The organism is Tistrella arctica (genome assembly GCF_039630945.1).
Taxonomy (GTDB): domain Bacteria; phylum Pseudomonadota; class Alphaproteobacteria; order Tistrellales; family Tistrellaceae; genus Tistrella; species Tistrella bauzanensis.
Window position 1 is genome coordinate 46,474 of sequence record NZ_JBBKTV010000007.1, and the last position, 14,098, is coordinate 60,571.

10 protein-coding genes are annotated in these 14,098 nt (G+C 68.2%); 9 read left to right on the top strand and 1 reads right to left on the bottom strand.

Annotated elements, in window-relative coordinates; translation table 11 throughout:
- On the top strand, positions 1-387 hold the full coding sequence (locus WG924_RS16500) for a cupin domain-containing protein (protein WP_345934189.1): 387 nt from the start codon (positions 1-3) through the stop codon (positions 385-387).
- 66 nt (positions 388-453) lie between these two features.
- Here the strand turns inward: WG924_RS16500 and WG924_RS16505 are convergent, their stop codons facing one another.
- A complete protein-coding gene (locus tag WG924_RS16505; protein ID WP_345934190.1) occupies positions 454-1,767 on the bottom strand; it encodes an aminotransferase class I/II-fold pyridoxal phosphate-dependent enzyme in 1,314 nt (437 codons plus the stop codon).
- A gap of 358 nt (positions 1,768-2,125) precedes the next feature.
- Here WG924_RS16505 and WG924_RS16510 point away from each other — a divergent pair, with 358 nt between their 5' ends.
- The 8 genes from WG924_RS16510 to WG924_RS16545 all read left to right on the top strand — a co-directional run bounded on the left by WG924_RS16510 (position 2,126) and on the right by WG924_RS16545 (position 14,093).
- The gene (locus WG924_RS16510; protein WP_345934191.1) at positions 2,126-2,827 is read left to right on the top strand and encodes a glutamine amidotransferase; all 702 of its coding nucleotides are present in this window, start codon (positions 2,126-2,128) and stop codon (positions 2,825-2,827) included.
- A 56-nt stretch (positions 2,828-2,883) separates the two neighbouring features.
- On the top strand, positions 2,884-4,173 hold the full coding sequence (gene glyA, locus WG924_RS16515; protein WP_345934192.1) for a serine hydroxymethyltransferase: 1,290 nt from the start codon (positions 2,884-2,886) through the stop codon (positions 4,171-4,173).
- A 369-nt stretch (positions 4,174-4,542) separates the two neighbouring features.
- Positions 4,543-5,526 carry an AurF N-oxygenase family protein gene (locus WG924_RS16520; protein WP_345934193.1) on the top strand — a complete coding sequence of 328 codons (984 nt, stop codon included), beginning with the start codon at positions 4,543-4,545 and terminating at the stop codon, positions 5,524-5,526.
- 31 nt (positions 5,527-5,557) lie between these two features.
- The gene (locus tag WG924_RS16525; protein WP_372045067.1) at positions 5,558-5,776 is read left to right on the top strand and encodes a rubredoxin; all 219 of its coding nucleotides are present in this window, start codon (positions 5,558-5,560) and stop codon (positions 5,774-5,776) included.
- Between the two features lie 81 nt (positions 5,777-5,857).
- Complete coding sequence (locus WG924_RS16530; RefSeq protein ID WP_345934194.1) at positions 5,858-7,138, top strand: NAD(P)/FAD-dependent oxidoreductase; 1,281 nt, start codon at positions 5,858-5,860, stop codon at positions 7,136-7,138.
- 280 nt (positions 7,139-7,418) lie between these two features.
- Complete coding sequence (locus WG924_RS16535) at positions 7,419-8,300, top strand: class I SAM-dependent methyltransferase (protein WP_345934195.1); 882 nt, start codon at positions 7,419-7,421, stop codon at positions 8,298-8,300.
- 76 nt (positions 8,301-8,376) lie between these two features.
- Complete coding sequence (locus WG924_RS16540) at positions 8,377-10,113, top strand: B12-binding domain-containing radical SAM protein (RefSeq protein WP_345934196.1); 1,737 nt, start codon at positions 8,377-8,379, stop codon at positions 10,111-10,113.
- Positions 10,113-14,093 (top strand): non-ribosomal peptide synthetase, encoded by a 3,981-nt coding sequence (locus WG924_RS16545; protein ID WP_345934197.1) that lies wholly within the window; start codon positions 10,113-10,115, stop codon positions 14,091-14,093. The genes WG924_RS16540 and WG924_RS16545 overlap by 1 nt, the downstream gene beginning before the upstream one ends.
- Positions 14,094-14,098: the final 5 nt, after the last annotated feature.

Below are 14,098 nucleotides of genomic sequence, written 5' to 3' on the forward strand. Positions count from 1 at the left end.
ATGGACGTGCACAGCATTGACGAGATCGCCGGCAGCCTGCCGCTGCTGACCGTCGGCCCCGGCACCACCCAGGCCGATTTCATGACGGCGATGCGACCATTGGGGGTTGCCAATGGCTGCGTGGCCAGCCTGCTGCGCTATACGGGCCAGGTGCCGTGGGAACGCCACCCCCAGGATGAGCAGGTCTTCGTGTTGAAGGGCGCGATCCATCTGACCCTGCTGCATGACGCGGGGCCCGAGCAGATCCTGATCGAGGCCGGCAATTTCGTCGTCATTCCGGCGGGTGTCTGGCACCACCCGATGCCGGCGCCCGAGGCGACCAGCTTCGCCGTCACCTCGATGGTCGGCACCGAGCATTCGGTGGCTCAGGATCCCCGGGCCGCCTGAATCCCCGGGCCGCCTGAATCCCCGGGCCGCCTGACGACGCCGGTGTGACGGCGGGTCCGGGCAGGATCAGGTATACAGCAGCCGCCCCGGCCGCATGCTGTCGGCGAGGGCGCGGGCGACCGCCTCCTCCTCGCCGGCGGCAAGGCCGGCGATGCCGATCCGCACACCCGGTCCGCTGCGCAGCCTGAAAATCTCGCCGGCCTGGATCGCCCAGCCCCTGGCCAGCATGCCCTGGACCACCTCGGCCTCGCGCTGAACCGGCACCCAGACATGCAGGCCCGAGCGGGCGGTGCCGGTGATGCCCTCGGCGGCAAGGCAGGCCAGCAGGCGTTCGCGGCGCGCGGCATAGGATGTGGCCGCGCGTTCGATCAGCCCGGTGGTCTCAGGCGCGGACCAGACCTGCATCACCAGCCGCTGGATGATGTGGCTGACCCAGCGTGGCCCCAGCGCCTGCTGGTCCTGAAGCCGGGCGATGGTCATCGCGTCGCCGGTCATCACCGCCAGCCTGAGATCGGGGCCGAGGAATTTCGACACCGAGCGGATGATCGCCCAGGGCCGGCTGCCGGGATGGGCCGGCGCGGCGGTGACCGGTGGCGCGCCCGACACCGCGCCGGCGTGATCATCCTCGATCAGCACGACATCGGGATGCCGGTCGAGCACCGCCGCCAGGGCGGCGGCGCGCTCGGCGCTCATGCAACTGCCGGTCGGGTTCTGGGCCCGGGGGGTCAGGACCACACCGCGAATTCCGGCGGCGAGCGCTGCTTCCAGCGCCTCGATCTGCACGCCGTCATCGTCCAGCGACAGCGGTACCGGCTTCAACCCCAGCGACCGCACCAGCAGCAGGGCCGATACATAACCGGGGTCTTCGATGCCGATCGCGTCGCCCTGGCGCAGATGGGCGCGCAAGCCGCGTTCCAGCCCGTCCATGGCGCCCGAGACCACGGCGACCCGGCCGGCGGGCAGGCCGTCGGTGCGAAAGGCATGGGTGGCGAAGCGCACCAGATCGGGATCGTCCTCGACCATCTCATAGCCCCCCGGCGCCAGATCCAGCGCCGCCAGCCATGGCCGCAGATCGGGCAGCAGGCTGGCATCGACATTGCCCGAGGCAAGGTCGCGGACATCGGCCGGGATGACGGTGCGATAGATCTCGACACTGGGTGTGCCGGCAACGCGCGATCCCTGGCGGCCATTGCCGGTGACCAGGCCCGCATCGCGCAACCGCGCATAGGCGGCGGTCACCGTGTTGCGATTGACCCCCAGCCGTTCGGCAACCTCGCGCACCGACGGCAACTGCTCGCCGGGGCTGACCTGCCCGGTGCGGATCGCGCGCTCGACGCTCGCCGCGATATCGGCGGCCGATCTGCCGGTGACGAAGTGCATGAGGTCCGGAACTCCGGGCGTGAGGGGCAGGCCCGGACCGGCCTCTGCCGGCCGAAGCCGCCCGAGGGCCGGCCCCCGGGGCCGCAAGGAGATGGCTGCATCATTCCCGGACATTTATGGCGTCATCTCCTGTGATCGGCAATCACCCAGCCATGATCGGCGTGGAAGAGCCTTGTATCGGTGGCGGTTGTCATCGGGGCGCGGGGCGGATTCCGGATGCTGAACCCGGGCCCGGCAGCGGCGCTCGACATTGGCCGATGATCTCCGCGTCGGGCCTTGCCGGATGATGGGGAAGCGGGTAGATATATCGGCACGTGTCAAAATATAGATTGGCATGGGTCATTAATCGGAGGCAACGATGCTGAAGACCGCCGTCGCCATTCGCCACCTCGCCTTCGAGGATCTGGGCTGCTTTGAACCGGTGCTGGAACGGGCCGGTTACAAGGTTCACTACTACGATGCGGGCGTGGACGATCTGTGGACACTCGACCCGCTGACCACCGGGCTGATTATCGTGCTCGGCGGTCCGATCGGCGCTTATGAGGACGACAAATATCCGTTCCTCGCCGATGAACTCACCCTGATCGAGCAGCGGCTTGCCGCCGGCCGGCCGATCTTCGGCATCTGCCTGGGCGCGCAGTTGATGGCGCGGGCGATGGGGGCCCGGGTTTATCCCGGCCCGGCCAAGGAAATCGGCTTCGCGTCGCTGACGCTGACCGATGCCGGTGCCGCGTCGTGCCTGGGGGTGTTCGGCGACGGGCCGGTGCTGCATTGGCATGGTGACCGGTTCGATCTTCCCGATGGTGCGGTGGGGCTGGCATCGACGCCGCTCTGCCCCGTGCAGGCATTCAGCCGCGGACCGAACGTTCTGGCGGCGCAGTTTCACCCGGAAGCGGGTGGCGAGGGTTTCGAGCGCTGGCTGATCGGCCACACGGTGGAGCTGGCGGCGGCGGGCGTGGATGTGCCGGCACTGCGGGCGGCAAACGCCGAGCTCGGGCCGATGCTGGGATCGCGTGCCGCCGCGTGCCTGCAAACCTGGCTGCGTGGCCTGAACGCCTGACCTCAAGGCCGCCGGCCCACGCCCCCGTTCTTCCCCTTCATGTGAGGCGACGCGCAATGCCGATCACAGCGACCGCAATGGCGACCCAGGCACCCGACGATGTGCTGGCCGCGACCGACCCCGATCTTGCCCGCGCCATCCGCGCGGAAGAGCGGCGCCAACAGACCCAGATCGAACTGATCGCCTCGGAGAACATCGTCAGTCAGGCGGTGCGGGCGGCGCAAGGCTCGGTCCTGACCAATAAATATGCCGAAGGCTATCCCGGGCGGCGCTATTACGGCGGCTGCGAGGCCGTGGACGTGGCCGAGCGGCTGGCGATCGATCGCGCCTGCCGGCTGTTCGGCGCCGCCCACGCCAATGTCCAGCCCCATTCGGGCGCCAATGCCAATCTGGCGGTGCTGTTCGCGCTGCTGGAGCCGGGCGATACGGTGATGGGGCTGGATCTGGCCTGTGGCGGCCATCTGACCCATGGCTCGCCGGTCAGCCTGTCGGGCCGCTGGTTCAAGGCCGTCAGCTACAAGGTGCGCGGCAGCGACGAGCTGATCGATTACGACGCCATGGAAGCCGAGGCCCTGCGGGCGCGCCCCCGGCTGATCTTCGTCGGTGGTTCGGCCTATCCGCGCTGGATCGATTTCGCTCGCGCCCGGGCGATCGCCGACCGGGTCGGGGCCTGGCTGATGGCCGATATCGCCCATTATGCCGGGCTGATCGCCTGCGGCCTGTATCCGGACCCGGTGCCCCATGCCCATGTGGTGACCTCCACCACCCACAAGACCCTGCGCGGGCCGCGCGGCGGCATCATCCTGACCAATGACGGCGATCTGGCGCGGCGGATCGACAAGGCGGTGTTCCCGGGGGTTCAGGGCGGGCCGCTGATGCATGTGATCGCGGCCAAGGCGGTGGCGTTCCACGAGGCGCTTCAGCCGGATTTCCGGCAGTACATCAATGCCGTGGTCGATAATGCCCGCACGCTGGCCGCTTGTCTGAGCGCAGGTGGGCTGCGGCTGGTCACCGGTGGTACCGATTGCCATCTGGTGCTGGCGGATCTGCGGCCCTTCGGTGTCACCGGCAAGGCGGCGGTCGAGGCCATGGACAGTGTGGGCCTGACCGCGAACAAGAATGCCGTGCCCTTCGATACCGCCAAGCCCACGGTCACCTCGGGCATCCGGCTGGGCAGCCCCGCCGCCACCAGCCGTGGCTTCGGTCCGGCCGAATTCCGCGCGGTCGGCACGCTGATCCTTCAGGTGCTGGCCAGCCTGCGCGATCATGGCGGGCTCGACATCGCCACCGCGGCCCGGGTACGGGCCGAGGTCGACGGGCTGTGCCGGCGGTTCCCGGTCGCCTGACGCTTTGGGGCAACGCGACGTCACGTCGATCAATGGCTGCCGCCCGACCGTTCATCGGTCGGGCGGTTTGCATGTGGGGGCATAATAGGGAAAGAGTACTGACCTATCTGTTTGATGTGACACAAAACCGCGACGGATCAGACGCTAAAAATTCGTAAATCATCATAACTTTTGGTTGTGTTCCGTCTGGACAGGCGATGGTCGTTTGGGTAATTTATGACCCATGCCGTTAATAAAATGACCTAGGCCAAAATGGCATTTTCCGCAGGAGGCATCCTTCACCCTCCGTCAGAGCCGCGGAGCGGCGGACCACAGACCTGCCTTCTCCGGCAATCCCCCCATCTGCATCCGCTTTCGGAGAGCCCTGCCATGACCACGATGAGCGCCCCCGCCATCGGTGCCGGCGGCCATGAGGCCGCATGCGACCAGTCCGAAACCCGACGTCTGCTGCAACGCATCGGTGACGGCTGGATCCGGCGCGCCAAAGTGCGCCGCGAACCGATCGAGCTTTGCTTCGATGCCGCGCGCGACGATTTCCTGGAAGAGCTGCTGCCTTTCCATACCCATCCCGGCTATCGCGCGCTCGACGCAGCCACCCGGACCCGCATCCTGTCGGCGGGCTGGATCATCTATAACGAGAAGACGGTCGCCATCGAAAGCGCCATCGTCTCGCCATCCTGCTATGACGCACTCGACGGCCGCATCCCCGGCCTTCAGTCGGAAACCATCCGCCAGATCGTCTGCGAGACCCTGGTGGACGAGGCCTATCACCTGCTGCTGGTCGCCAATGCCAACCGTCTGACCCGCACCCATCGCGGGCTCGATGATCTGCGGATCCCGACCTTCAATCTGGTCCGGTTTATGAACCGCGAGAAGGCGGCTTATGCCGAAGACTGGCAGAAGACCCTGGTGCACCTGGCGACATCGGTGGTGTCGGAGATCTTCGTCAGCGACTATCTGCATCAGTTGTCGGACTGCCCGCACATCCAGCCGATGAACACGGCCACCGTCGCCGCCCATCGCCACGACGAACTGGCGCATTCCAAGATCTTCACCCTGTTGACCGAGACCTTCTACCCGGCGCTGTCGCCGCGTGAGCAGGCGTTCTTCGCCGACATGCTGCCCAAGCCGATCGGCTGGTTCGCCGATCTGGAGCTGGATATCTGGGCCTCGGTTCTGGACCAACTGGGCGTGCCGGGTGCCGCCGGCATCATCGCCGACTGCCGGCCGCTGAATCTGGCCGCGCGCAGCCGGCTTGACTATAGCGGCATTCTTGGCCTGTCGCGCGATGTCGGCATCCTCGATACCGCCGCCGGCCGCGACAGCTTCGCCGCCCACGGCATCGCCGCCTGATCCGGCCATCCGCCAAGTGAGGACGTCTCCGATGCCGATGCATGCGCCCGAAACCGCCGCGCTGGTGGCCCCAGGTCACCCGCAGGGCAAGGCATGGCAATGCCTGCTGTGCAGCTATGTCTATGACGAGGCGGCGGGATCACCCGCCCACGGCATTCCGCCTGGAACCGCGCTCGACGCGCTCGACGACGACTGGTCCTGCCCCGATTGCGGCGCGGGCCGGGAAGATTTCGAGCCCCGCGACCGCTGACCGGCGGAACCCGGCCGGATGGGATGCCCCCGCCCCATCCGGCCACCCATCCCTCTGAATTCAGCCCCAGGGAGACTGCCCGTGATCCGGCATTTCGACATCGCCATCGTCGGCACCGGCCATGCCGGCGCCCAGGCCGCCGCGAGTCTGCGCCAGGGTGGCTTTACCGGCAGCATCGGTCTGATCGGTGCCGAGGACGAGCCGCCCTATGATCGGCCGTCGCTGTCGAAGGATTACCTGGCAGGCATCGCCGGCAGCGAGGATATCCGCATGCGGCCGGCGGATTTCTGGGCCGGGCGCGATATCACCCTGGTGCCCGGCACCCGCATCGTCCAGGTCGATGCGGCGGCTCACCGGCTGTTGACCGGGACGGGCGAGGCGATCGGCTATGGCCGGATGCTCTGGGCGGCCGGCGGCACGGCGCGGCGACTGACCTGCCCGGGTGCCGGCCTTGCCGGGCTGCACACCATCCGGCATCGCCACGATGTCGATGCCTTGCGCGCCGATCTGGGCAATGGATCACCCCCGGCCGGCCGGCGGGTGGTGGTGATCGGTGCGGGTTTCATCGGCCTTGAAGCCGCCGCGGTGCTGAGCCAGGCCGGGCACAGGGTGACGGTGGTCGAGGCGCAGGACCGGGTGCTGGCGCGGGTGGCCGGCCGACTGGTCGCGCGTCATGTCGACGCCGTCCATCGCGATCAGGGGGTCGATATCCGGCTGGGCGCGGTGGTGCGGTCGCTGGCCGCCGATGCCGCGCGCCGGGTCTCGGCCGTCGTGCTGGCGGATGGCGAACATCTGCCCGCCGATCTGGTGATCGCAGGCATCGGCCTTGAGCCGGTCGTGGCGCCGCTGCCGGCTGAGCCGGATGCCGCCGGTGGCATCGCGGTCGATGGTCAGGGCCGGACCGCGCTGCCCGACATCTGGGCCGCCGGTGACTGCGCCGCCCATGTCAACCGCTATGCCGGCGGCCGGCGGATCCGGCTGGAAAGCGTGCAGAACGCCGTCGATCAGGCGCGTGTGGTGGCGGCGGCCATGCTGGGCGGCACGGCGGTCTACGATGCCGTGCCCCGGTTCTGGTCCACCCAGTATGATATGCGCCTGCAGACCGTCGGATTGCAGACGGGCCATGATGTTGAACTGATGCGCGGCGATCCGGCGGCTGGCAGCTTCAGCGTGGTCTATCTGCGCCAGGGCCGGGTGATCGCGATCGACGGCATCAATGCCCCGCAGGATCTGGCGCAGGGTCGGCTGCTGGTTCAGGCGCAGGCCGACCCTGCGTCGGACCAGATCGATCCCGCCGCCCTGGCCGATCCGGCTATCGCCTTGAAGTCACTGATACGGGCGCCGGCAATGGCGACGCTCTGACCCGACAGATATGCTGGTTCAAGAGTGTCGGAAAATGACCTTCAGGGTGATTATCAATCATCGACTGACGCGTGGGCATTGAATATCCGGACCGATATGTGCCACCTGAACAGCTATTGATCTTTCGCGATGGAATGTGAAGACCTTCTGGCCGTCCGCCTCTATCGTCAATGACAGGGGATGGCGTTCCCCATGGCATAAGCCATGGCCGCCGAAACGGTTCTGTGTGCGCCGACCGCCGGGGCTGGCGCCCGCCAACCGTGCAGAAGGGCAGGGATCAGTGAAGGCCGACACCGCAAGCTCCACCGCGTTCACCGTGTTGCAGGGCGTGTTGATGACCGCGCGCGACCCGGCCTATGCCGGGCAGGTGGCGCCGGCCACGGAACAGGCCTGCCGGCAGATCCTGCAGGCCTCCCCCGAAGGGCGCCGCAGGCTCAAGACAGTCGACAGCGGCCTGGCCCGCCGGATCATGCCGCTGGCCGAACGGCTGATCATGCCGGGCATCGCCGGCCATTACGTGATGCGCAAGCGATTCATGGAAGAGGCCGCCCTGGCCGCCCTGGCCGACGGCTATACCCAGGTGGTGTGCCTGGGAGCGGGCTTCGACGTGTTGGCGTTGACCCTGCACCGCGCGTGGCCGGACGCCACCTTCATTGAAATCGATCATCCGGCGACCAGCGCCGTGAAGCAGGCGGCGATCGCCGGCACGACCGCCGACAATCTGCACCTGCTGGCGGTGGATCTTGCCGAACGCTCGCTCCCGGCGGCGCTGGGTGGCTTCCCGGCCTTCGATCCGGGGCGCCGGACGCTGTTCCTGTGCGAAGGCGTGCTGATGTATCTGGACGTCAGCGCGGTGGTGGCGCTGTTCGCGGCGATCCGCGACCTGACCGGCCCTGGCAGCCGCTTCGGCTTCACCGCTGTGACGCCGATGACATCGCCTGACAACAACACCGGCCCGTTGTTGCGCGCCTATCTGGCGATCAAGCGCGAGCCATTGGCCTGGACGCTGGAACGCCCCCAGATCGCCGGCTTCGTGGCGGCCCGGGATTATCGCCTGCTCGACAGCGCGAACACCGCCGACCTTGTCGCCCGCTATATGTCGCGGCCGGTCGCGGGGCCGATCCACAAGGGCGAATTCATGGCGTTGACCGAAGCCTGCTGACCACCAGCTCAGCGGCATCCGTCGACAGGGCGCGGGCAGCGCGTCGTCCGGTCACACAAAAGGGACGATCACGATGATGAACCGTATCGACTCCATGCCCCGGCCGGCGACCGGCCAGGTGGCCACGGGTGCCCGTCTGGGCCTGCTGCTGATCAAGCCGTCGCATTACGACGAAGACGGCTATGTCATCCAGTGGCGTCGGTCGTTCATTCCAGCCCATGTTCTGGCGGTGGTGGAGGGGATTTTTCAGGACGCCGCCGGCCGCGCCGCGCCGGGTGTCGCGTCGATCGAGACCCGCGCGATCAACGAGGCGTCGAGCGTGGTGCGTCCGGCAAAGCTGATCGCGTGGCTGCGCGGCTTCGACCGGGCGGCGGTGATGATGATCGGGGTCCAGAGCAGCCAGTTTCCGCGCGCGCTCGACCTGTCACGCGACTTCGTGGCGGCGGGCTTTCCGGTGGTGATTGGCGGCTTTCATATCAGCGGGTCGATGTCGATGGTGCCGGGCTGGGAGCCGGCCTTCACCGGCGCGGCCGAGGCCGGTGTCACCCTGTATGCCGGTGAACTTGAATGCGGTGTGGACGCGCTGGTGGCCGACCTGGTGGCCGGGACGATCAGGCCGCTCTATAACCATCTGAAATCGACAGCGGATATGGGGCTGTCGCCACAGGCCACGCTGGGCACCAGCGCCACAGACGGCACGCTGAACGGAACGGCTGGCATGGATGTCGGGCGCGGCTGCCCATTCCAATGCAGCTTCTGCACGATCATCAATGTCCATGGCCGCACCATGCGCAATCGCGATCCATCGTCGATCGAGGCTTACCTGCGCGACTGTGCCGCCCGGGGCATTCACAATCTGATGGTCACCGATGACAATTTCGCCCGCAGCCCGATCTGGCGCGAGGTGACGGAGATCATGGCGCGTCTGCAGCGTGAGCTGGGCATCGAATGGGATGCGATGATCCAGGTCGACACCCTGGCGACCCGGATGAAGGGCTTCGTGGAAGCCTGTAAGGCCGCGGGTGTTAAGCGGGTTTTCATCGGCATGGAATCGGTGCGCCCCGATAATCTGAAGGCCGCGTCCAAGGGGCAGAACAAGGTCCATCAGATGCGTGACATGATCATGGCCTGGAAAGAGGCCGGGATCATGATCTATGCCGGTGTGATCATCGGCTTTCCGGCTGATACACCTGAGCGGATCGCCGAGGACATCCGCACCTTCCAGACCGATATCCCGATCGACGTGATCGAGATCTTCGCCCTGACCCCTCTGCCCGGGTCGGAGGACCACCAGCGGCTGGTGGCGGCGGGGGTGGATATGGACCTGGACCTGAACCGCTATGACACGGTTCATGTGGTAACCGATCATCCGCGAATGACCCGCGACGCCTGGACCCGGCTTTACTGGCAGAGCTGGGAGATGTTCTACACCACAGCGCACATGAAGACCCTGATTGGCCGGGCGATCCTGTACAAGCTGCCGCTTGGCGAGTTGCGCACCAGCCTGTTGGGCTTCGTGGGGGCGGTGCGTTACGAGAGGGTCCATCCGGTGGATGGCGGCCTGTTCCGGATCAGGAACAGGCTGTCGCGTCGGCGGGGCCACCGGGTGGTGCCCGCGCTGCCCCATGCCCTCATCCGCGCCGTCGAGATCACCGTGGTCCAGAGCCGTTTTCTGATGTTGCTGGCACGGATTCTGCGCTGCGAAGCGGCGGTGCGCTGGGATCTGCTGCGCGGACGTCGCGCGCCTTATCTTTGCGCGCAGACCCCGGCCCCGGCGCGCGCAGCCCCGGATCTTGCCGCGGCGGCTGAGTGATGTCGGCCCGTGAGCGCCCGGCTGGCGCCGATATCCGGCTGCCGCTGGCCACCTGTCAGGACGATGTCCTCACCGACCAGCGCGCCCATCCCGGCAGTGCCCATCAGACCATCGGCGGCTGCTGTTTCCTGGTGGGGCCGCTTGATATCGACCGGCTGGTGCTGGCGCTTCATCGGCTGATGGCCGAGGCGGTCGCCCTGCGTCTGGTGCCCGATGACGCCGACGGCCAATGGTTGAGGGGGCAGGTGGTGCCCGCCGTGACCGTGACGGACGTCAGCGACGCGCCCGATCCAGACAAGCGGATCCGCGACGATTGGCAGGCCATGGCCGCGCGGATGATCACGGTCGAGGGGCGCCGGCCGCCCTGGCGGGTGGTGATCAGCCGGGCCGGTCCCGAGCGTCATGGGGTGATGGCGCTGTTTCACCATGCGGTGATGGATGGTTATGGCAGTTCACTGTTCTTCCAGCGCTGGGCCGCCCACTATACCGCCATCGATCAGGGTCTGCCGCCGCCGCCGCTGGACGATCCCGGCTATGAGCGGTTCATCGCCGACAGTCGCGCCTATGCCACGGGGCCGGGGATTGAGCGGGATCTGGACCACTGGCAACGGCTGTTCGCGACCCTGCCGCCACCGCTGATGGCCGACCGCGCGCCGCCGGCTGTTGACGCGGGACATGACGCGGGTCGGCTGCCGCTGGCGAGCCTGGTCGAGATGGCCGTGCCCCGGGCGGTGCATGATCGTGCCGGGGGCGCGGTCGGCGTCGATGGCGCGAGCCGGTTTCATCTGTATCTGGCGGCGTTGGCGGTGGTGCTGGCCGGGCAGTATGGGCGGGATGATCTGGTGATCGCGGTGCCGACGCTGAACCGCGCCGGCCGCCGCTATCGCCAGACCCTGGGCCTGTTCGCCGGCCTGCTGCCCTTGCGCGTGACAGTGGCCGCCACCGATACCCCGGCGGATCTGGTGGCCCGCATCGGTCGTGGTCTGCGGCAGGCCTATCGTCACCGGCGGGTGCCGCTGGCGCGGTTGTGTGGCCGGCTGGACCTGCTGCGCCAGGGCCGCGCGCGGTTGTTCGACGTGGTGTTGTCGTTCGAGCGTCAGGATTATGCAACCAGCTTCGGCGCCGCCCGGCTGACAGAGGCGCGGCAGTTGTTCAGTGGCGTCGCCCGCTATCCGCTGGCGGTGACGCTGTGCGATTTTCTGCCCGGGGATGATCCGGCGCTGGTGATCGAGGCTGCCCGGGGCCAGGTCTCGGCCAATGAGGCCACGCTGATTGGTGCTCGCCTGACGCATGTTCTGACGGCCCTGGTCGACAATCCGGACCTGCCGCTTGGTCGTATCGATCTGCTGCCGGCGACCGAACGGGAACTGCTGGCGACGATCGGCGGTGATGTTCCGGCGCGTGACGACGCGGCAGCACCACGGGCGACGGTGGTCTCGACCTTTCTCGACAGCGTGAGGCGGCGGCCCGACGCGCCGGCGGTGTTGTGGTCGGGTGGCATGATGAGCTATGCGGCACTGGCCGCCGCCGCCGGCGATATCGCCCTCCGGCTGCGACAGGCCGGTGTTGCGCGTGGCCATGTGGTTGGTGTGCAGATGCCACCGGGCATGCCGGATCTGGTGTCGGCGATGCTGGGTGTGATGATGGCCGGGGCGGCTGTCGTGCCTGTCGATCCCGAGGCACCGGTCGCCTATCGCGCCGCGCGGCTGGCGGAGCTTGATGTCGCGGCGCTGATCGTGGGTGGGGGGGATGGCGAGCCGGAGCTGACCGCTGTCTGTCCGCTGGTGCTGGCTGTCGGTCAGCGGACCGCGAGCCCCTCTGGGGCCGTCGCCGTCGCGCCGGAGGGCCCCGTCGCCGGCGATCCCGCGTATGTGTTGTTCACATCCGGCAGCACCGGGGCGCCCAAGCGGGTGGTGGTCGGCCATGATGCCTTGCTGCGCCGGCTGTCGTGGCTGGCGGAGCACTGGCAGGTCACGGCGGATGACCGGACCGGTGCCATGGTTCGCCCCGGCTTCGATCCATCGCTGATCGCGTTGCTGATGCCGCTGATCCGGGGTGGCGCGGTGGCGCTGCCCACGGCATGGCGGACGACCGCCGGCGAGCTTGGTGATTTTCTGGCCGCGCATAAGGTTTCCATCGTGCCGCTGGTGCCGGCGACCCTGGCATTGGTGCTGGATGCCACGCGCGGGCGCGGCGACATCCACCTGCGCGCCGCCTGCTGCGGCGGCGAGGCGCTGCCCCGCCTGCTCGCCGACCGGTTCATATGCCAGACGGGGGCACGGCTCACCAATCTCTATGGCCCCACCGAAGCGACTATTTTCGCCACGGCCTGGGCCTGTATGGCCAGCGATGCCGGCAACGGCCCCATGCCGGTGGGCCTTCCGGCCGGCGGCGCCGTCATCCGGCTTATCGACCGGGATGGCGATCTGGCGGCGCTTGGCGCGGTTGGCGAGATCTGCATCGGTGGTGCCGGGCTGGCACAAGGCTATGCCGGCCAGCCGGCGCTGACCGCGGCGCGTTTCGTGCCCGATCCGGTCACGCCGGGCGCGCGGCTCTATCGCACCGGCGATCTGGGGCGCTGGGGCGATGACGGCGCGCTGCGGTTTCTGGGCCGGATGGATCGCCAGGTGAAGCTGAACGGCCAGCGGATCGAGCCGGGCGAGATCGAGGCGGTGCTGCTGGCCGATCCGTCGGTGCGCGCGGCGGTGGTGCGGGTGGTGGGTGAGGGCCACAGCCGCCGGCTGCATGGCTGGGTGGCATCCGAGGCGGTGGATGGACCGGCATTGGCCGATCGGCTTCGCCAAAATATTGAAAAGTTGTTGCCTTTGCACATGCGGCTGGCCGGGATCAGCGTGTTGCCGGAACTGCCGCTGATGCCGGCCACCGCCAAGTTGGATGAAGCGGCGCTGATCGAGAGTCTGGCGCCATTGCAGCCGCCGGCTGAACGCCGGGCGGTGACCCTGGCCGCCGAGCCGGAGACGGTTCTGGAGCGGGCGCTGTGTGACCTGTGGTCTGCGGCGCTTGGCATCGGCCATGTCGGCGTTCATGACGACCTGTTCGCGTTGGGGGGCGATTCCATGGCGGCGATGACCGTCCTGGCGGGGCTCAGGCCGATCGCGGGGCCGGATCTGTCGCTGTCGCTGCTGGTGCGTCACCCAACGGTCGCCGGACAGGTGCGGGCGGTCGGGATGGCGCTGGCGCACCGGGCTGTGCGGCTGGCGGGACCGGCGGCGGCCACGTCGGCGCCGATTTATCTGGCCGCGTCGGGCCATGGCGATGCCTTGCGCTTTCGGCGGCTTGCCGATGCGCTGGGCGCCTGTCACGACGTGCTGATGCTGCAACCGCCGATGACGGATGCCAGGGCCGCCGATGCCGGGGCCGCCGATGCCGCCGCCGCCGAGGTCAGGCGGCCCGATTTCGCCGATCTGGCTGAACGCTATGGCGCCATGATCGGGGATGCCGGGGACGCGCGAGGTGAAGCGGCCGCGCGCCATGGCATCGCCGTGGCCGGATTTTCAATCGGCGGGCTGGCGGCGCTTGAAACCGCGCGGCATCTGCGCCGCTTGGGGGTGTCGGTCCAGCGGCTGATCCTGATCGATACCACCTATCCGGTCGATCCGGCGCGCGGGATCGCCGCCTGGCGGACCTTCGCGGCCGTGGTGAGACGGCTGGGGCTGCATCAGCGCGGTGGCGCGCTCTGGCGGCTGATCTCGATGCTGGAGGACCGGGGATTGGCCTGGCAGCTTCAGGCGCTGCGCCAGTATCAGCCGGCCGCGTATGACGGGCCGGTCGATCTGATCATCTCGTCGGGCATGCGGCCGTTCGCGCCACTGCTGTTCAACCGCTGGCGGCGGGTGTTGACCGGGCCGCTGCGCGTGCATCATGTCGAGGGCCTGCACGGCACGCTGCTGCAACCAGGGCGGGTCGAGCATCTGGCCGCTCTGCTCGACCGCCTGACCGCCGGGGGGCCGGCGTCCTGACAGGA

Excerpts from the sequence above, each read along its gene's own strand:
- WG924_RS16500 (WP_345934189.1), top strand. The coding sequence starts at position 1 with ATGGACGTGCACAGCATTGACGAGATCGCCGGCAGCCTGCCGCTGCTG.
- WG924_RS16505 (WP_345934190.1), bottom strand. The coding sequence starts at position 1,767 with ATGCACTTCGTCACCGGCAGATCGGCCGCCGATATCGCGGCGAGCGTC.
- WG924_RS16510 (WP_345934191.1), top strand. The coding sequence starts at position 2,126 with ATGCTGAAGACCGCCGTCGCCATTCGCCACCTCGCCTTCGAGGATCTG.
- glyA (WP_345934192.1), top strand. The coding sequence starts at position 2,884 with ATGCCGATCACAGCGACCGCAATGGCGACCCAGGCACCCGACGATGTG.
- WG924_RS16520 (WP_345934193.1), top strand. The coding sequence starts at position 4,543 with ATGACCACGATGAGCGCCCCCGCCATCGGTGCCGGCGGCCATGAGGCC.
- WG924_RS16525 (WP_372045067.1), top strand. The coding sequence starts at position 5,558 with ATGCCGATGCATGCGCCCGAAACCGCCGCGCTGGTGGCCCCAGGTCAC.
- WG924_RS16540 (WP_345934196.1), top strand. The coding sequence starts at position 8,377 with ATGAACCGTATCGACTCCATGCCCCGGCCGGCGACCGGCCAGGTGGCC.
- WG924_RS16545 (WP_345934197.1), top strand. The coding sequence starts at position 10,113 with ATGTCGGCCCGTGAGCGCCCGGCTGGCGCCGATATCCGGCTGCCGCTG.